At 69.0% G+C, this 16,494-nt stretch carries 19 protein-coding genes and 5 tRNA genes; 19 read left to right on the top strand and 5 right to left on the bottom strand.

Translation table 11 applies throughout. From position 1 onward, the window contains the following. The first annotated feature begins 477 nt into the window (after positions 1–477). The 10 genes from OG226_RS16140 (at position 478) to OG226_RS16095 (ending at position 5,149) form a co-directional block, all read left to right on the top strand. Complete coding sequence (locus OG226_RS16140; protein ID WP_019058645.1) at positions 478–663, top strand: hypothetical protein; 186 nt, start codon at positions 478–480, stop codon at positions 661–663. 79 nt (positions 664–742) lie between these two features. Continuing rightward, positions 743–1,519 (top strand): fumarylacetoacetate hydrolase family protein, encoded by a 777-nt coding sequence (locus tag OG226_RS16135; protein ID WP_329349295.1) that lies wholly within the window; start codon positions 743–745, stop codon positions 1,517–1,519. Next, a complete protein-coding gene (gene gltX / locus OG226_RS16130) occupies positions 1,503–2,987 on the top strand; it encodes a glutamate--tRNA ligase (RefSeq protein WP_329349294.1) in 1,485 nt (494 codons plus the stop codon). Before OG226_RS16135 ends, gltX begins: the two co-directional genes overlap by 17 nt. A 114-nt stretch (positions 2,988–3,101) precedes the next feature. Then, the gene (locus OG226_RS16125) at positions 3,102–3,761 is read left to right on the top strand and encodes a DUF4241 domain-containing protein (protein WP_328678701.1); all 660 of its coding nucleotides are present in this window, start codon (positions 3,102–3,104) and stop codon (positions 3,759–3,761) included. 50 nt (positions 3,762–3,811) lie between these two features. Further along, positions 3,812–4,543 (top strand): HAD family hydrolase, encoded by a 732-nt coding sequence (locus OG226_RS16120; RefSeq protein ID WP_329349293.1) that lies wholly within the window; start codon positions 3,812–3,814, stop codon positions 4,541–4,543. 91 nt (positions 4,544–4,634) lie between these two features. Beyond that, a tRNA-Gln gene (locus OG226_RS16115) sits at positions 4,635–4,706 on the top strand. Between the two features lie 42 nt (positions 4,707–4,748). Next, a tRNA-Glu gene (locus OG226_RS16110) sits at positions 4,749–4,821 on the top strand. Positions 4,822–4,883: 62 nt separating this feature from the next. Continuing rightward, positions 4,884–4,956, top strand: a tRNA-Glu gene (locus OG226_RS16105). Between the two features lie 20 nt (positions 4,957–4,976). Further along, positions 4,977–5,048: transfer RNA gene (locus OG226_RS16100), tRNA-Gln, on the top strand. Positions 5,049–5,076: 28 nt separating this feature from the next. Beyond that, positions 5,077–5,149, top strand: a tRNA-Glu gene (locus OG226_RS16095). 155 nt (positions 5,150–5,304) lie between these two features. Here the strand turns inward: OG226_RS16095 and ndgR are convergent. Next, positions 5,305–6,021 (bottom strand): IclR family transcriptional regulator NdgR, encoded by a 717-nt coding sequence (gene ndgR, locus OG226_RS16090; protein WP_327401067.1) that lies wholly within the window; start codon positions 6,019–6,021, stop codon positions 5,305–5,307. Between the two features lie 189 nt (positions 6,022–6,210). Between ndgR and leuC the strand changes: the two genes are divergently transcribed. From leuC to OG226_RS16070, 4 genes are all read left to right on the top strand, one after another. Further along, a complete protein-coding gene (gene leuC, locus OG226_RS16085) occupies positions 6,211–7,635 on the top strand; it encodes a 3-isopropylmalate dehydratase large subunit (protein ID WP_328678695.1) in 1,425 nt (474 codons plus the stop codon). A gap of 5 nt (positions 7,636–7,640) precedes the next feature. Beyond that, positions 7,641–8,234: a 3-isopropylmalate dehydratase small subunit gene (gene leuD, locus OG226_RS16080; RefSeq protein ID WP_328678694.1), complete on the top strand. Its 594-nt coding sequence runs from the start codon at positions 7,641–7,643 to the stop codon at positions 8,232–8,234. 275 nt (positions 8,235–8,509) lie between these two features. Next, positions 8,510–8,740 (top strand): hypothetical protein, encoded by a 231-nt coding sequence (locus OG226_RS16075; RefSeq protein ID WP_033282690.1) that lies wholly within the window; start codon positions 8,510–8,512, stop codon positions 8,738–8,740. Between the two features lie 138 nt (positions 8,741–8,878). Beyond that, on the top strand, positions 8,879–9,493 hold the full coding sequence (locus tag OG226_RS16070; RefSeq protein WP_327401064.1) for an HU family DNA-binding protein: 615 nt from the start codon (positions 8,879–8,881) through the stop codon (positions 9,491–9,493). An 88-nt stretch (positions 9,494–9,581) separates the two neighbouring features. Here OG226_RS16070 and OG226_RS16065 read toward each other — a convergent pair whose 3' ends face one another. Both OG226_RS16065 and cofC read right to left on the bottom strand, forming a co-directional pair. Beyond that, complete coding sequence (locus tag OG226_RS16065; RefSeq protein WP_328678684.1) at positions 9,582–9,785, bottom strand: hypothetical protein; 204 nt, start codon at positions 9,783–9,785, stop codon at positions 9,582–9,584. A gap of 19 nt (positions 9,786–9,804) precedes the next feature. After that, entirely contained in the window at positions 9,805–10,443 is a 639-nt protein-coding gene (gene cofC, locus OG226_RS16060; protein ID WP_328678683.1) for a 2-phospho-L-lactate guanylyltransferase, read from the bottom strand. 144 nt (positions 10,444–10,587) lie between these two features. Here cofC and OG226_RS16055 point away from each other — a divergent pair, with 144 nt between their 5' ends. The 3 genes from OG226_RS16055 to OG226_RS16045 all read left to right on the top strand — a co-directional run bounded on the left by OG226_RS16055 (position 10,588) and on the right by OG226_RS16045 (position 13,746). Further along, positions 10,588–11,397 (top strand): lysophospholipid acyltransferase family protein, encoded by an 810-nt coding sequence (locus OG226_RS16055; RefSeq protein WP_328678682.1) that lies wholly within the window; start codon positions 10,588–10,590, stop codon positions 11,395–11,397. Continuing rightward, positions 11,394–12,404, top strand: a complete 1,011-nt coding sequence (locus OG226_RS16050) for an NAD(P)H-dependent glycerol-3-phosphate dehydrogenase (RefSeq protein WP_033282685.1) — start codon at positions 11,394–11,396, stop codon at positions 12,402–12,404. Before OG226_RS16055 ends, OG226_RS16050 begins: the two co-directional genes overlap by 4 nt. Positions 12,405–12,588: 184 nt before the next feature. Continuing rightward, on the top strand, positions 12,589–13,746 hold the full coding sequence (locus tag OG226_RS16045; RefSeq protein WP_328678681.1) for a D-alanine--D-alanine ligase family protein: 1,158 nt from the start codon (positions 12,589–12,591) through the stop codon (positions 13,744–13,746). Between the two features lies 1 nt (position 13,747). Here the strand turns inward: OG226_RS16045 and OG226_RS16040 are convergent, their stop codons facing one another. Beyond that, positions 13,748–14,239 carry a DUF3515 domain-containing protein gene (locus OG226_RS16040; protein WP_328678680.1) on the bottom strand — a complete coding sequence of 164 codons (492 nt, stop codon included), beginning with the start codon at positions 14,237–14,239 and terminating at the stop codon, positions 13,748–13,750. Positions 14,240–14,259: 20 nt separating this feature from the next. Beyond that, the gene (locus OG226_RS16035; RefSeq protein WP_328678679.1) at positions 14,260–14,493 is read right to left on the bottom strand and encodes an Lrp/AsnC family transcriptional regulator; all 234 of its coding nucleotides are present in this window, start codon (positions 14,491–14,493) and stop codon (positions 14,260–14,262) included. Positions 14,494–14,696: 203 nt separating this feature from the next. Here OG226_RS16035 and OG226_RS16030 point away from each other — a divergent pair, with 203 nt between their 5' ends. Beyond that, entirely contained in the window at positions 14,697–15,662 is a 966-nt protein-coding gene (locus OG226_RS16030; RefSeq protein WP_019058663.1) for a thiamine-phosphate kinase, read from the top strand. Continuing rightward, positions 15,659–16,453 carry a bifunctional hydroxymethylpyrimidine kinase/phosphomethylpyrimidine kinase gene (gene thiD / locus OG226_RS16025; protein ID WP_328678678.1) on the top strand — a complete coding sequence of 265 codons (795 nt, stop codon included), beginning with the start codon at positions 15,659–15,661 and terminating at the stop codon, positions 16,451–16,453. The genes OG226_RS16030 and thiD overlap by 4 nt, the downstream gene beginning before the upstream one ends. Positions 16,454–16,494: the final 41 nt, after the last annotated feature.

Genomic DNA, 16,494 nt, shown 5'->3' with positions numbered 1-16,494 from the left:
GGTCGTGAGTGACCGGCGCTGCTCCCCCTTCCGCCGCCCCTGGCGCTGCGTTGCGCCCTCTGCGCGCCGGGCTGATTCTGCGGCGGTCCGTGGAATTCCAGCACAGTGCCGGATCTCCAACAAGGCCCGTAGGCCAGGCTGTGACCTGTGTGACACCGCGTGAGGGCTGTGTCACGAGACGTAGAAAGCTATTCACCCCAAAGGGTGCATATCCCTACGGCCTCTGAGGGCATGCCATGTGCCCAAGTCGCCATGATCAGGAGCGGAATGACAGCTTCAAGGGGGCAATGTCCGTTTCGTCGAGGTGAGTTGGGGGTCCGAATTGGACGCTTTGACCATGCGGCCGTGAGCAAACTCACACCCGGATCGGGCACCCTTCACGTCTTCGGCCGGGAATTGGATGTTTAGCCTGACGCTTTACACGAGGGCACTTACTGCCAACCACCCACCCACGGACGACGAGGGTCGAGTACAACAGTGAAGACCACGATGATGTTCCGCAACATCGCCAACCCGCGACGCACGACGCTGGCGCACCTCACGGACGCCGAGCCGCTGCAGACGCCGGAGCTGCAGGAACACTCGCTCGACCTGCCGGCCCAGACGGCCAACCCGCGCCGCACCATCCTCATGGAGATCCCGGTCACGGCCGCCGCGGAGTAATCGCGCGAGGAGGGGCCCCGCACCGCGTTAGCCTGGAGCGTCAGACTCCAGCCAGCTCAGTGAGGGGCGCCAGGATCCCGTGCGCATCGCCAGATTCTCCATCGACGGGAACGTCGCCTTCGGCGCGGTCGAGGGCGACAAGCCGGACGAGCTCGTCCTCGACATCATCAAGGGCATCCCGTTCGCGGACTTCGAACTCTCCGGTACGAAGGTCCCGCTCAGCAAGGTCAGGCTGCTGCCGCCGGTCCTCCCGAACAAGATCGTCGCCTACGGCCGCAACTACGCCGAGCACGCCCGCGAACTGGGCAACGAGGTGCCGGACGTCCCCTTCGCCTTCTTCAAGCCGTCCACCTCGGTGATCGGCTCCGGCGACGACATCCAGTACCCCTCCTTCACCGAGGACCTCCACCACGAGGCCGAACTGGCCGTCGTCATCGGCCGGATGTGCCGCGAGGTCCCGCGCGAGCGCGTCAAGGACGTCATCCTCGGCTACACCTGCGCCAACGACATCACCGCGCGGGACGTCCAGAAGCGCGAGAAGCAGTGGGCCCGGGCCAAGGGCTTCGACACCTCCTGCCCGCTCGGCCCCTGGGTGGAGACGGACCTCGACCCGAGCGACCTCACCATCCAGCTCACGGTCAACGGACAGCAGCGCCAGCTCGGCCGCACCAGCGAGATGATCCACTCGATCGAGGATCTGATCGTCAACATCACCGAGGCCATGACGCTGCTCCCCGGCGACGTGATCCTCACGGGCACCCCGGCAGGCGTCGGACCGCTCACCGTCGGCGACGAGGTCGCCGTCTCCATCGAAGGCATCGGCACTCTCACGAACAAGGTTGTCAAGCGTGGCTAGCGCACCCGTACGCGTCCGTTTCTGCCCCTCGCCGACCGGCAACCCGCACGTGGGCCTGGTCCGCACCGCCCTGTTCAACTGGGCGTTCGCCAAGCACCACCAGGGCACCCTGGTCTTCCGCATCGAGGACACCGACGCGGCCCGCGACTCCGAGGAGTCGTACGACCAGCTGCTCGCCTCGCTGCGCTGGCTGGGCTTCGACTGGGACGAGGGCCCCGAGGTCGGCGGCCCGCACGCGCCGTACCGCCAGTCGCAGCGCATGGACATCTACAAGGACGTCGCCCAGAAACTCCAGGACGCCGGCCGCGCCTACCACTGCTACTGCTCCACCGCGGAGCTGGACGCCCGCCGCGACGCCGCCCGCGCCGCCGGCAAGCCGTCCGGCTACGACGGCCACTGCCGCGACCTCAGCGCCGAGCAGGTCGAGGCGTACCAGGCCGAGGGCCGCACGCCGATCGTCCGGTTCCGGATGCCCGACGAGACGATCACCTTTACAGACCTGGTCCGCGGCGAGCTGACGTTCACCGCGGAGAACGTGCCGGACTACGGCATCGTCCGGGCCAACGGCGCCCCGCTGTACACGCTCGTCAACCCCGTCGACGACGCCCTGATGGAGATCACCCACGTCCTGCGCGGCGAGGACCTGCTCTCCTCCACCCCGCGCCAGATCGCCCTCTACAAGGCGCTGATCGACCTGGGCGTCGCCAAGGAGATCCCCTCCTTCGGGCACCTGCCGTACGTCATGGGCGAGGGCAACAAGAAGCTCTCCAAGCGCGACCCGGAGTCCTCGCTCAACCTCTACAGGGAGCGCGGTTTCCTGCCCGAGGGACTGCTCAACTACCTTTCCCTGCTGGGCTGGTCGCTCTCGGGCGACCGGGACGTCTTCTCGATGGACGAGATGGTCGCGGCCTTCGAGATCTCCGACGTGAACCCCAACCCGGCGCGCTTCGACCTGAAGAAGTGCGAGGCGATCAACGCCGACCACATCCGCCTGCTCGACGTGAAGGACTTCACCGAGCGCTGCGCCCCCTGGCTCCAGGCCCCGTTCGCGCCCTGGGCGCCGGAGGACTTCGACGAGGCCAAGTGGCAGGCGGTCGCGCCGCACGCGCAGACGCGCCTGAAGGTGCTGTCGGAGATCACGGACAACGTCGACTTCCTGTTCCTGGCCGAGCCGGTCGAGGACGAGGCGTCCTGGACGAAGGCCATGAAGGAGGGCTCCGACGCCCTTCTCCGCACGGCCCGCGAGAAGCTGGAGTCCGCGGACTGGACCTCGGCCGAGGCCCTCAAGGAGGCCGTCCTGGCCGCCGGTGAGACCCACGGCCTCAAGCTCGGCAAGGCGCAGGCCCCGGTCCGCGTCGCCGTCACCGGCCGCACGATCGGCCTGCCGCTCTTCGAGTCCCTGGAGATCCTCGGCAAGGAGAAGACCCTCGCCAGGATCGACGCGGCCCTCGCCAAGCTGGCCGCGTAACGCACGCACGCGTGAAGGGGCGGCAGCCGCGACGGCCTGTCGTCCCTTCGGCGTTGTCGGTGCGGGGCGCTAGGGTTCCGGATCATTGAAGATTGTTCAGGAGAGGCGCCTTTCATGCCGATGACCGCTCGTGACTACACCTGGCTGTTCACGCCGGGCAGCGAGTTCAGGGAGGACGAGACCGGCACGGTCGGCGTGATCCACCTCGTCGACGGCGGCCAACTCTGGCTCCCCACCGGCCAGGTGATCGCCTGCGACCCCTTCGTCGGCCTCGGCCAGGGCGAGGCCGAACCGTTCACGGTCGCCGTGACTCCCGGCCACTACCGCGTCGAGGCGGCCGTCGCCACCCTCACCCAGCCCGATCAACTCCCGTCCGACGAACCGCACTTGCGCGTGGCAGCCGCCCGCCTGGTCATACGGGACGAGCCCACCGCCGGCTGGGAACTCGCCCTCCAGCCCGGCCAGGACCTCGCCGAACTCACCGAGGGCGAGTTCTACGGCTACGGGGTCGACGCCGGCACGGGCGCGTTCTACGACGCGTCGGTCGACGCATCCTTCCCGGAGTGCGAGGGCGACGAGGGCCCGCTGTGGGACGCCTTCGAGCAGAACAAGTGGGCCCCGGGACCCCACCTGATCACCGCCCCCGACACCGGGCACAACCTGGCCGCCTTCACCTCCGGCTGGGGCGACGGCGCCTACCCCACCTGGATCGGCCGGACGGCGGCCGGTGAAGTCACCTGCTTCGTCACGGACTTCTTCGTCGTCCCCGTGTGACGGCGGGCCGGGGGCAGACGCGCCCCCGGGGCCCGGGTTACCGTCGGATCATGACCATTCGGGCCGTTGTCTGGGACGTCGACGACACTCTGTTCGACTACACGGGTGCGGACCGCGCGGCCATGCGCGAGCACCTGCTGGCCGAGGGACTGGCCGACGGGCGCGAGAGCGTGGCGGACGCCCTGGAGCGCTGGCGACTGGCCACCGAGTTCCACTGGGCACGCTTCTCGGCCGGCGAGGTCTCGTTCGAGGGACAGCGGCTGGACCGCGTCCGGCTGTTCCTGGAACGGGAGTTGACCGACGCCGAGGCCGAGGACTGGTTCCAGCGCTACAAGGCCCACTACGAGACCTCCTGGGCCCTCTTCCCGGACGTCCTGCCCGTCCTGGACGCCCTCGCGGCCACCCACCGGCACGCCGTCCTCTCGAACTCCAGCCTCACCGTCCAGGACCGGAAACTGCGTGCCCTCGGTGTGTACGACCGCTTCGAGGCCGTCCTGTGCGCGGCCGAGCTGGGCGTCTCCAAACCCGAGGCCGGTGCCTTCCTCGCGGCCTGCGAGGCGCTGGAACTGCCGCCGCACGAGGTGGCGTATGTCGGAGATCACCCCGAGATCGACTGGCGCGGTGCCGCGGACGCGGGCCTGCTGTCCGTGTGGATCGACCGCCGCGGTGGGCACGCCCCTGGTGAGGCCCTCGTGGGGCGGCACCGGATCGTCTCGCTCGCCGAACTCCCCGCGCTCCTCGGCGCTGATACCCGTTTTGGAGCCCCGTCCACCTTCAGGTAATGTTCTTCCTGCGCCGCCGGAGAACAGACCGCAAGGTCGGCTACCTGGGGGCGAACGCTAGAACAAGATCCCGACAGGGATTGCGTCTTAGTGGCCTATGGTGTAATTGGCAGCACGACGGTTTCTGGTTCCGTTAGTCTAGGTTCGAGTCCTGGTAGGCCAGCTCGCAGAGCTCATCTGCAACCGCAGAGGTCAACTCTGCAAAGCCCCCGTTGTGTAGCGGCCTAGCACGCTGCCCTCTCACGGCAGTAGCGCCGGTTCGAATCCGGTCGGGGGTACAGATCCTTCCCAGGAAGGTGGTCCGGGTCGCACCCGCCACCTCTCATGCAGGATCGCTAGGGCCCCCGTTGTGTAGCGGCCTAGCACGCTGCCCTCTCACGGCAGTAGCGCCGGTTCGAATCCGGTCGGGGGTACGCTTTACCTTGAATCACCTTGGTCTATGGTGTAATTGGCAACACTACGGTTTCTGGTACCGTCATTCTAGGTTCGAGTCCTGGTAGACCAGCTTTGATCTGCGGAAACGTACGATCTGGGCCCCCGTTGTGTAGCGGCCTAGCACGCTGCCCTCTCACGGCAGTAGCGCCGGTTCGAATCCGGTCGGGGGTACGTACAGGAAAGACCCTCCACTTCGGTGGGGGGTCTTTCGCGTTGTCCGCCCCGTGCGTCAACTCGGTGTGCTCCACCAGGAGTTGGGGGGCCGGACATGACGAAGGACCTGCCGCGGCGTTGAGGCAGGCCCTCCTTGAGATGTTCCCGGCGGATCAGCCGGTGCGGCGCAGGGCCTCGGAGAGGCGGGCGGCGGCGTCGATGACCGCCTGGGCGTGCATACGGCCCGGGTGACGCGTCAGGCGCTCGATGGGGCCGGAGACGGACACGGCGGCCACCACGCGGTTCGAGGGGCCGCGCACCGGCGCCGAGACGGACGCGACGCCCGGCTCCCGCTCGCCGATCGACTGGGCCCAGCCCCGGCGCCGTACGCCCGAGAGGGCGGTGGCCGTGAAACGGGCGCCCTGGAGGCCGCGGTGCAGGCGCTCCGGCTCCTCCCAGGCCATCAGGATCTGCGCGGACGAACCGGCTTTCATCGTGAGCGTCGAGCCGACCGGGACCGTGTCCCGCAGTCCGGACAGGCGTTCCGCCGCGGCGACGCAGATGCGCATGTCGCCCTGGCGGCGGTAGAGCTGCGCGCTCTCGCCCGTGAGGTCCCGCAGATGCGTGAGCACCGGGCCCGCCGTGGCGAGCAGCCGGTCCTCGCCGGCGGCCGCGGCCAGCTCGGCGAGACGGGGGCCGAGAATGAACCGGCCCTGCATGTCGCGCGCCACCATGCGGTGGTGTTCCAAAGCCACGGCCAGCCGGTGTGCCGTGGGTCGTGCCAGCCCGGTCGCCGCGACCAGACCCGCGAGGGTGGCCGGACCGGACTCCAGAGCGCCCAGGACAAGGGCTGCCTTGTCCAGGACGCCGACGCCGCTACTGTTGTCCATGAAACGATACTCGCGTCTCACTCTGTGAAACGCAAGTTCCTTTTTTCGTGAGACGCGCAACTCTTGTAGGCACAGCGGCCCGCGGACCAACGGGCCAGGCGGCGGCTGCCCGTGAACCAGGGGTGCGAGCGCCGCCTCCTCAAGATCTCTAGTTGGGCCGGCGCTGTTTCGCCGGCCGGAGGGAAAGCGATGGGTAGGACACTCGCGGAGAAGGTCTGGGACGACCACGTCGTCCGGCGCGCCGAGGGCGAGCCCGACCTCCTCTTCATCGATCTGCACCTGCTGCACGAGGTGACCAGCCCGCAGGCCTTCGACGGTCTCCGTCAGGCGGGCCGTCCGGTGCGGCGCCTCGACCTCACCATCGCCACCGAGGATCACAACACCCCGACCCTCGACATCGACAAGCCCATCGCGGACCCGGTCTCGCGCGTCCAGCTGGAGACGCTGCGCAAGAACTGCGCCGACTTCGGCGTGCGCCTGCACTCTCTGGGCGACGTCGAGCAGGGCGTCGTCCACGTCGTAGGCCCGCAGCTGGGGCTGACCCAGCCCGGTACCACCGTCGTGTGCGGTGACTCCCACACCTCCACCCACGGCGCCTTCGGCGCGCTGGCGTTCGGCATCGGCACCTCCCAGGTGGAGCACGTGCTGGCCACCCAGACGCTGCCGCTGGCCCGCCCGAAAACCATGGCCATCACGGTCGACGGCGAACTGCCCGACGGCGTCACCGCCAAGGACCTGATCCTCGCCATCATCGCGAAGATCGGCACCGGCGGCGGCCAGGGCTACATCCTCGAATACCGCGGTTCCGCCATCGAGAAGCTCTCGATGGAAGCCCGCATGACCATCTGCAACATGTCGATCGAGGCCGGCGCCCGCGCGGGCATGATCGCCCCCGACGAGACCACCTTCGAGTACATCAAGGGCCGCGCCCACGCCCCCGAGGGCGAGGACTGGGACGCCGCCGTCGCGTACTGGAAGACCCTGAAGACCGACGCCGACGCGGAATTCGACGCCGAGGTCGTCATCGACGGTCCCTCGCTGGCGCCGTTCGTCACCTGGGGCACCAACCCCGGTCAGGGCGCGCCGCTTTCGGCGTCCGTCCCCGACCCGGCTTCGTACGAAGACGCTTCGGAGCGCTTCGCCGCCGAAAAGGCCCTGGAATACATGGGGTTGGAGGCCGGCCAGCCGCTGCGCGACATCAAGGTCGACACCGTCTTCGTAGGTTCGTGCACCAACGGCCGTATCGAGGACCTGCGTGCGGCCGCCGCGATCGTCGAGGGACGCAAAGTCGCCGACGGCGTACGGATGCTGGTCGTCCCGGGCTCCGCCCGCGTCGGTCTGCAGGCCGTCTCCGAGGGTCTGGACGTCGTGTTCAAGGACGCCGGCGCCGAATGGCGGCACGCGGGCTGCTCGATGTGTCTGGGCATGAACCCGGACCAGTTGGCGCCCGGTGAGCGCTCCGCGTCCACCTCCAACCGCAACTTCGAGGGCAGGCAGGGCAAGGGCGGCCGTACACACCTCGTCTCGCCGCAGGTCGCCGCCGCGACCGCCGTGCTGGGTCACCTGGCCTCGCCCGCCGATCTGTCCGACGCCCCTGTGCCCGCTGGAGTCTGAGAGTCATGGAAGCATTCACCACGCACACCGGCCGGGCCGTTCCGCTGCGCCGCAGCAACGTGGACACCGACCAGATCATCCCCGCCCACTGGCTCAAGAAGGTGACCAGGGACGGCTTCGAGGACGGGCTCTTCGAGGCCTGGCGCAAGGACGAGAACTTCATCCTCAACCGCCCCGAGCGCAAGGGCGCGACGGTCCTGGTGGCCGGCCCCGACTTCGGTACCGGCTCCTCGCGTGAGCACGCCGTGTGGGCGCTGCAGAACTATGGCTTCAAGGCCGTCATCTCCTCCCGGTTCGCCGACATCTTCCGCGGCAACTCGCTCAAGAACGGCCTGCTCACGGTGGTTCTGGAGCAGAAGATCGTGGACGCGCTGCAGGACCTCGCCGAGAAGGACCCGCAGGCCGAGGTCACGGTCGACCTGGAGGCCCGCGAGGTGCGCGCCGAAGGCATCACCGCCGCCTTCGAACTCGACGAGAACGCCCGCTGGCGGCTGTTGAACGGCCTGGACGACATCTCCATCACCCTCCAGAACGAGGGCGACATCGCCACGTACGAGGCCAAGCGCCCTTCGTACAAGCCGCGGACGGTCCAGGTCTGACCCGAAGGACCCCACGAGGCCTTCCCCGAGTCGAGATTCGGCCACGCGACACCCCGTCTGTACCCCCGATCGCCACGATTGGGGGTACAGCCATGTCTGCACCCGAACGGCCCTGCGCGCCTGCAACGCTTTGCTCAACTTCCCATGTTAGACAGGGTGTTGACGGGGTACGTGCAGCTTTGAGCCAAGGCTGCCGCCGGACCCCTGAAGGCTGTTTGAGGCACCAGTTGCTACCCCCGCAGGCGACAACTCGCCCCAGATGGCACAATCTGTGCATGGAACACGACGGCCAACTCAAGCTCTATGCGGCAGTCGCGGACCAACTCAAAGAAGCGCACACAAGGGTGCGCGCACTGCAAGTCCCGGAGGGCGTACGGATGGCGCTGGCCCGGAAGCTGCTGGTCATTACGGCCGCGGCCAAGCACGATCTCGCCGACGCGACAAGGCGGCTGGACCGGTTCACAGAGGACCTCGACGCGGGTCGATTCCCGGAAGAGGAACGCTGAAACAAGTCCAGGACAGCCGAGTTCGTTGCGGCGCACGGGTGATTAGCCCGTTTCGTGTTTGATTTGCGGTATATATCTGCCTAACGTGCGAAAAAGCCGGAGCAGTTTCGTTCCGGCAATGTCTCCGAAGGGGAAGACGTGAACAAGGCGCAGCTCGTAGAAGCGATTGCGGACAAGGTCGGTGGCCGTCAGCAGGCCGCCGAGGCGGTCGACGCGGTTCTGGACGCGGTCGTCCGCGCCGTCGTCAATGGGGACCGGGTTTCGGTCACCGGCTTCGGTTCGTTCGAGAAGGTCGACCGTCCGGCCCGTTACGCCCGCAACCCCCAGACGGGCGAGCGGGTCCGGGTCAAGAAGACCTCCGTGCCGCGCTTCCGCGCGGGCCAGGGTTTCAAGGACCTGGTGAGCGGCTCGAAGAAGCTCCCGCGCGGTGGCGAGGTCGCCGTCAAGAAGGCGCCCAAGGGCAGCCTGAGCGGCACCGCTTCGGCGACGGTCAAGAAGGCCGCGGCCAAGAAGACCACCGCCAAGAAGGCGTCTGCCGCCAAGAAGACCGTGGCGAAGAAGACGGTCGCCAAGAAGACCGTCGCGAAGAAGGCCACGGCCAAGAAGGCGACCGCCAAGAAGACCACGGCGACGGCCAAGAAGACGGCGGCCAAGAAGGCCACCGGTACCGCCACGAAGGCGACGGCCAAGAAGGCCCCCGCCAAGAAGTCGGCGACGCGCAAGACCACCGCCAAGAAGGCCACCACCCGCTAGTCACGGGGCGCAGGGCACTCACGCGCCGGGCCGGACTCCCTCTGGGAGTCCGGCCCGCGGCGTGTTCAGGGCTGTACGGAAAGGGCGTTCAGAAGGTCTGCAGCGTCACCAGGGTGACCCTGAGGCCGTCCTGCGGCCCCTCGGTCTCGATCCGCACCCGCTGCCCCGGCCTGAGCAGCCGCAGCCCGCCCGCGTCGAACGCGGCGGCGTCGAAGGACACCGGGGTGCCGTCGTCGAGCAGCACACTTCCGGTACGGGTCCCGGCGTCGTACGTGTAAGCGGTCGCCTGCATGGGCGCAGCCTACTGCCGGTCACTGCCCCGGAATCAGCAGCCCCGCCGCCGCTGCCGCCGTGCGCGGGCCCACCCCGAGGGCCAGTGCCGCCCGCAGGTCCTCGCCGGTGTCCACGTCCTGTCGTACGGAATCCACCGCGTCCAGGGTGAGTTCGCTCGCCCCCGAGGCGCGATGGCGGGCACGGGAATCCGTGCCGAAAGCCGGGCGCAATTCGCGGCCCTCTCGGGCGGTGAGCAACGTGGTGCCGATTGCGGCCGCGTCCGGGAGGAATGCGCGCGGGAATTCGGCGGCCTTGTCCAGGACCCGGGCCAATTCCGCGGGGCGCAGAGCCGGCAGATCGGCGTTCAGGGCCGCCACGGCGCTTTCGGGCCGGGAAGCCCGCACGACCGCCGCCGCGTGCCGCAGAGCGGCGTTCAGGCCGCCTCCCGGCTCGTCGGCGACGATACGGGCGCCCAACGCGGCCAGCTCGCGGCCGGCCAGGGCGTCGTCCGTGACGACCGCCACATCGCGGACCGCCGGGCAGGCCAGCGCGGCTGCCACGGTGTCCTGGGCGAAGGCGAGGGCGAGGCCGGGGCGCAGCCCGTCGCCCGCGGTGTCCGAGAGCCTGCTCTTGGCGCGCGCCAAAGACTTCAGGGGGATGACCAAGGTCCACTGCACGGGCGTTCCGCCCCTCTCTTGTCGCGGCCATTGTCACCCGGCGCCCCTGGCGGTGTCGGTGGCGGGGCGTACGGTGTTCTCGACAGACCGACGGCCTGGGGCGACACTTGTGCGGCCCCCCAGGTCCAAGAGGAAGGTGTTCGCGTGCCCCGCCGCAGAATCGGGTTCTGGTACCGCTTCGCAGCGGTCCTCTGCAAACCGCCGCTGGTGGTTCTGATCAAGCGGGACTGGGGCGGAATGGAGCACATTCCGGCCGAGGGCGGGTTTATCACCGCCGTGAACCACAATTCACAAGTGGACCCCTTCGCATACGGACACTTTCAGTACAACACCGGACGTGTTCCGCGATTCCTGGCGAAGAGCGGCCTTTTCGGGAAGGGATTCGTCGGCGCCGCGATGCGCGGCACCGGACAGATCCCCGTCTACCGCGAGACCACGGACGCGTTGAGTGCCTTCCGCGCCGCGATCGACGCCGTGGAACGCGGTGAGTGCGTCGCGTTCTATCCCGAGGGCACCATCACCCGGGACCCCGACCAATGGCCCATGACCGCCAAGACCGGTGCCGCGCGGGTGGCCCTGCAGACCCAGTGCCCGGTGATTCCCGTAGCGCAGTGGGGCGCCAACGAGTTGCTCCCGCCCTACGCCAAGAAGTTGCAGGTCTTTCCGCGCAAGACCAGCCATGTGCTCGCGGGCCCGCCGGTGGACCTCACGCGTTTCTACGGCAAGGAGATGAGCCCGGACCTCCTCAAGGAGGCGACCGAGGTCATCATGGCCGACATCACCCGCCTGTTGGAGCGGATCCGCGACGCGAAGGCACCCGAGACGCCCTACGACCCACGCCGCGAGCGGATCGAGCAGCGGCGCCGGACGGCCGCGGAAACACAGGAGTTGGAGGCTCGGGCCCAGTCGGCCCTTGAGTCGAAGGTCGAGCAGGAAGAGGGGCAGGGCACGTGAGCAAGCCGGTCAAGGCGGCTGTCTTCAGCGCCGGTTCATGGGGCACGGCTTTCGGCATGGTGCTCGCCGACGCGGGGTGCGAGGTCACCCTGTGGGGGCGTCGCGCGGAAGTCGTGGAGGCCATCAACTCCACGCGTACGAACCCCGATTACTTCCCCGGCGTCGAACTCCCGGAGAACCTGCGGGCCACCACCGACGCCGCCGAGGCCGCCGCCGACGCCGACTTCACCGTCCTGTCGGTCCCTTCGCAGACGCTGCGCGCCAACTTGGCCGACTGGGCACCCCTGTTGGCGCCTGACACGGTCCTCGTCTCGCTCATGAAGGGCGTCGAGCTCGGCTCCGTCATGCGCATGAGCGAGGTCATCGAGGACGTCGCCAAGGTCGGCCGGGACCGTATCGCCGTGGTCTCCGGACCCAACCTCGCGCGCGAGATCGCCTCCCGGATGCCGGCCGCCGCGGTGGTCGCGTGTACCGACGAGGCCGTGGCCCGCCGGCTCCAAACCGCTTGCCACACGCCGTACTTCAGGCCGTACACCATCACCGACGTCGTGGGCTGCGAGCTCGGCGGCGCGGTGAAGAACGTGATCGGGCTCGCCGTCGGCATCGCGGACGGCATGGGGCTCGGGGACAACGCGAAGGGCTCGCTCATCACCCGGGGTCTCGTCGAGACGACCCGGCTCGGTCTCGCGATGGGCGCGGACCCGCTCACGTTCTCTGGACTTGCGGGCCTGGGCGACCTGGTGGCGACCTGTTCCTCGCCGCTGTCGCGCAACCACACCTTCGGGACCAACCTCGGCAAGGGCATGACCCTCCAGGAGACCATCGCGGTCACCAAGCAGACCGCGGAGGGCGTCAAGTCCTGTGAGTCCGTGCTGGACCTGGCCCGTCGGCACGATGTCGACATGCCCATCACGGAGACGGTGTTCGAGATCGTGCACGAGGGGAAGTCGCCGGTGGTCGCGGTCAAGGAGCTGATGTCGCGCAGCGCCAAGCCTGAGCGTCGCTGAGGGCTCCGCCAGGGGCTGCCGCTGGGTGCCGTTGTGCGGCTGCGGCGCCGTCGTGGCTGGGCGCGCCCACGCGGCGGTAGCCGCATGTCGATACAGCCTCGCGCCCCCTTGGGGCGCTGCGCGAACCGCCTGCCGTCAACGGACGCTGACTCGAAGCACTGCCACCAGGTACTCTCATCGCGATATGAGCACCGAGAACCTCTCCCAGAACCCTGAGCAGCCGCCTCGCAAACCGCGTGTGGCCGTCGTGTTCGGCGGTCGCAGCTCCGAACACGGGATCTCCGTGGTCACCGCCGGCGCCGTCCTCGCGGCCATCGACCGGGACAAGTACGACGTCCTGCCGATCGGCATCACCCGCGAAGGCCGCTGGGCCCTCACCGCCGACGCCCCGGAGCGGATGGCGATCACCGACCGCCGTACCCCGGACGTCGCGGAACTCGCCGAGTCGAGCGAGGGTGGCGTGGTGCTCCCGCTCGACCCCGGTAACCGTGAAGTCGTCGTCAGCGAACCGGGATCCGTGCCCAAGGCGCTCGGCGAGGTCGATGTCGTCTTCCCCGTCCTGCACGGCCCCTACGGCGAGGACGGCACCCTGCAGGGACTCCTGGAGCTGTCCGGTGTGCCGTACGTGGGCGCGGGTGTGCTCGCCTCGGCCGTCGGCCAGGACAAGGAGTACATGAAGCGGGTGTTCACCTCGTTCGGCCTCAAGGTCGGCCCCTACGTGGTGATCCGGCCGCGCGAGTGGGCGCGGGACGAGTCCGCCGCGCGCAAGAAGATCATCGACTTCGCGGGTGAGCACGGCTGGCCGCTGTTCGTGAAGCCCGCGCGCGCGGGGTCGTCGATCGGCATCACCAAGGTCGACGAGCTGGCCGGTCTCGACGAGGCGATCGAGGAGGCGCAGCGGCACGACCCGAAGATCCTCGTGGAGGCCGCGCTGCGCGGCCGGGAGATCGAGTGCGGGGTCCTGGAGTTCGAGGACGGCCCGCGCGCGAGTGTGCCGGCCGAGATTCCGCCGCCCCAGGAGCACGCGTACTACGACTTCGAGGCGAAGTACATCGACTCGACCCCCGGTATCGTGCCCGCCCCGCTGACGCCGGAGGAGACCGCCGAGGTCCAGCGGCTCGCGGTGGACGCCTTCGACGCGGCCTCCTGCGAGGGGCTCGTGCGGGCGGACTTCTTCCTTACCGAAGACGGCGCGTTCGTCATCAACGAGATCAACACGATGCCCGGGTTCACGCCGATCTCGATGTACCCGAAGATGTGGGAGGCCAGCGGCGTGCCCTACGGCGAGCTGGTGGACCTTCTGGTGCAGGCGGCCCTGCGCCGGTCGACCGGACTGCGCTGAGCTAGTCGGCGATCCCCGAGGGGATCGCCTTCTCGACGGACTTCGCGAGGTCGACCAGGGGCGCCATGCCGTCTCCGGTGCGGTCTTTCGGGATGGTCACCTCCACGTACGCCTTCCGCAGCGTCGTGGTGAAGCGGAAGGAGCCGTCGTCCTCTTTCTGGAGGAGCCAGCCGACGCCGTTCACCTCGACGCCGTCGGCCTCCGGGTCGTTCATCTTGGCGGGTCTGACGACACCGCAGCGCAGTATGATCGCCGGGTTCCCCCAGCCCGCGGTCAGCGCGGACGCGGGCTCGGGATCCCGGCGGCCCAGGTCGTCGACCTTCGACGGCAGCATCTTGTCCAGGTTCCGGCACAGCCCGGTGACCTTCGCGCCCGGCGAGGGAACCGCCGCCGACACACTGTCGTCTGCTGAGGAGCAGCCCGCGACGGTGATCAGCGCGGCGAGCACGGACAGCCCGATGACAGAACGGTGCCGGTGACGGAGAGAGTTCACCGGCCAAGGGTAGACGGGGGCTACAGATGCACCACCGGGCAGGTCAGGGTGCGGGTGATGCCGTCCACTTGCTGGACTTTGGCGACCACCATGCGGCCGAGGTCGTCGACCGTGTCGGCCTGGGCCCGCACGATCACGTCGTACGGTCCTGTCACGTCCTCGGCCTGGATCACTCCAGGGATCTTGCTGATCGATTCGGCGACGGTCGACGCCTTGCCGACCTCCGTCTGGATCAGGATGTACGCCTGTACCACGGAACCTCCAGGGCGGCCACGAGGATCATGTGGGGAAAAGGAACGCCACGGTATCGCGTCGCCGCTCACCACGGGGAGACCCGCGGAGGTCCGGGCCCTTGTGCCGGGGCGCGGGCACGACCGAAGTCGACGGTCACCTCGACCGTACCGAGCACACCGACGGCTCGCGACCGGGCGCTGCCGTCACGAGAAGAGGACGAACGATGAAGGGCACCGTCGGTGAGTTGGGGGAGTTCGGGCTCATCAGGGAGCTCACTTCCCGGCTCACCACCACCCCCGCGGTCCGGGTCGGCCCCGGCGACGACGCCGCGGTCGTCGCCGCGCCCGACCGCAGGGTCGTGGCGAGCACCGACATACTGCTGGAGGGCCGCCACTTCCGCCGCGACTGGTCCACCGCCTACGACGTCGGACGCAAGGCCGCCGCGCAGAACCTCGCGGACATCGCCGCCATGGGTGCCGTACCGACCGCGCTGCTCCTCGGCCTGGTCGTACCGGCCGAACTCCCGGTCACCTGGCCCATGGAGCTGATGGACGGCCTGCGCGACGAGTGCCAGGTCGCGGGCGCCTCGGTGGTCGGCGGCGATGTCGTACGGGGCGACACGATCATGGTGTCGATCACCGCGCTCGGCGATCTGCGCGGCCGTGAGCCGGTCACCCGGGGTGGCGCGCAGCCCGGTGACGTGGTCGCCGTGACGGGCTGGCTGGGCTGGTCCGCCGCCGGGTTCGCGGTGCTGTCGCGGGGCTTCCGCTCGCCGCGCGCGTTCGTGGAGGCGCACCGGCGCCCCGAGCCGCCGTACCACGCGGGTCCGGCGGCGGCCGGGCTCGGCGCGACCTCGATGTGCGACGTGAGCGACGGACTGATCGCCGACCTCGGGCACATCGCGGAGGCCAGCAAGGTCCGCATCGACATCCGGTCGGGCGCGATCGACGTCCCGACGCAGATGAACGACATCGGGCAGGCCGTCGGCGTCGACCCCATCCAGTGGGTGCTCACCGGGGGAGAGGACCACGCGATCGTGGCGACCTTCGCGCCGGACGTGAAGCTGCCGGCCCGCTGGAAGGTGATCGGCGAGGTCCTCAACCCCTCCGCACTGCCCCAGGTGACGGTCGACGGGGCGCCCTGGACCAGCAAGGGCGGCTGGGACCACTTCGGGGACATCGAGTCGTGAAGCCTCGCGTACTGACGGTGGCCGGCTCCGACTCCGGTGGAGGGGCCGGAATCCAGGCCGACTTGAAGACGATGCTCGCGCTGGGTGTGCACGGCATGAGCGTCGTCACGGCGGTCACCGCGCAGAACTCCCTCGGCGTGCAAGGCGCTTGGGAACTTCCGGCGGAGGCGGTGCGCGCCCAGTACCGCAGCGTCGTCGACGACATCGGCGTACAGGCCGTGAAGACCGGGATGCTCGCGTCGGCCGAACTCGTCGAGACGGTCGCGGGGTTGATCGGCGACACGGACGTTCCCACGGTCGTCGACCCGGTCGGCATCTCGAAGCACGGGGACTCGCTGCTGGCGGCCTCCGCGCTGGACGCCGTACGGACGAAGCTGTTGCCGGTGGCGACCGTTGCCACGCCGAATCTGGACGAAGTGACGCAACTCGCCGGTGTACGGGTCGAGTCAGAGGGTCAGTTGCGCGAGGCCGCGGCGGCTGTGCTGTCGTACGGGCCGCGTTGGGTGTTGATCAAGGGCGGTCATCTGCCGGGTGACGCGGTGGATCTGCTCACCGACGGTTCCGAGGAGCTCTGGCTGCGTGCTCCCCGGCACGACAACCGGCACACCCATGGGACCGGCTGCACGCTCGCCTCGGCGATCGCGTCACAGCTCGCCAAGGGGGAGTCGGTGCCGGAGGCGGTGACGGCGGCGAAGGCGTATGTCACGGGGGCGATCGCGGCCGGATTCGCGCTCGGTGGGGGGATCGGGCCGGTGGATCACGGGTGGGCGCTGCGGCGCGGGGATTCCTGAACTGGGTTTCCTGAGCTGTGCTTTTGAGAGGGCACGGCAAA

Source organism: Streptomyces sp. NBC_01261 (genome assembly GCF_036226385.1).
GTDB lineage: Bacteria > Actinomycetota > Actinomycetes > Streptomycetales > Streptomycetaceae > Streptomyces.
The sequence above is the reverse complement of the archived record's forward strand: the minus strand, read 5'-3'. Positions and strand labels throughout refer to the sequence as shown.

Bases quoted from the DNA above. Each gene is read 5' to 3' on its own strand.
- OG226_RS16120 (WP_329349293.1), top strand. From the start codon at position 3,812: ATGACCATTCGGGCCGTTGTCTGGGACGTCGACGACACTCTGTTCGAC.
- ndgR (WP_327401067.1), bottom strand. From the start codon at position 6,021: ATGGACAACAGTAGCGGCGTCGGCGTCCTGGACAAGGCAGCCCTTGTC.
- OG226_RS16045 (WP_328678681.1), top strand. From the start codon at position 12,589: ATGAGCACCGAGAACCTCTCCCAGAACCCTGAGCAGCCGCCTCGCAAA.
- OG226_RS16030 (WP_019058663.1), top strand. From the start codon at position 14,697: ATGAAGGGCACCGTCGGTGAGTTGGGGGAGTTCGGGCTCATCAGGGAG.
- leuD (WP_328678694.1), top strand. From the start codon at position 7,641: ATGGAAGCATTCACCACGCACACCGGCCGGGCCGTTCCGCTGCGCCGC.
- OG226_RS16065 (WP_328678684.1), bottom strand. From the start codon at position 9,785: ATGCAGGCGACCGCTTACACGTACGACGCCGGGACCCGTACCGGAAGT.
- OG226_RS16075 (WP_033282690.1), top strand. From the start codon at position 8,510: ATGGAACACGACGGCCAACTCAAGCTCTATGCGGCAGTCGCGGACCAA.
- OG226_RS16125 (WP_328678701.1), top strand. From the start codon at position 3,102: ATGCCGATGACCGCTCGTGACTACACCTGGCTGTTCACGCCGGGCAGC.
- leuC (WP_328678695.1), top strand. From the start codon at position 6,211: ATGGGTAGGACACTCGCGGAGAAGGTCTGGGACGACCACGTCGTCCGG.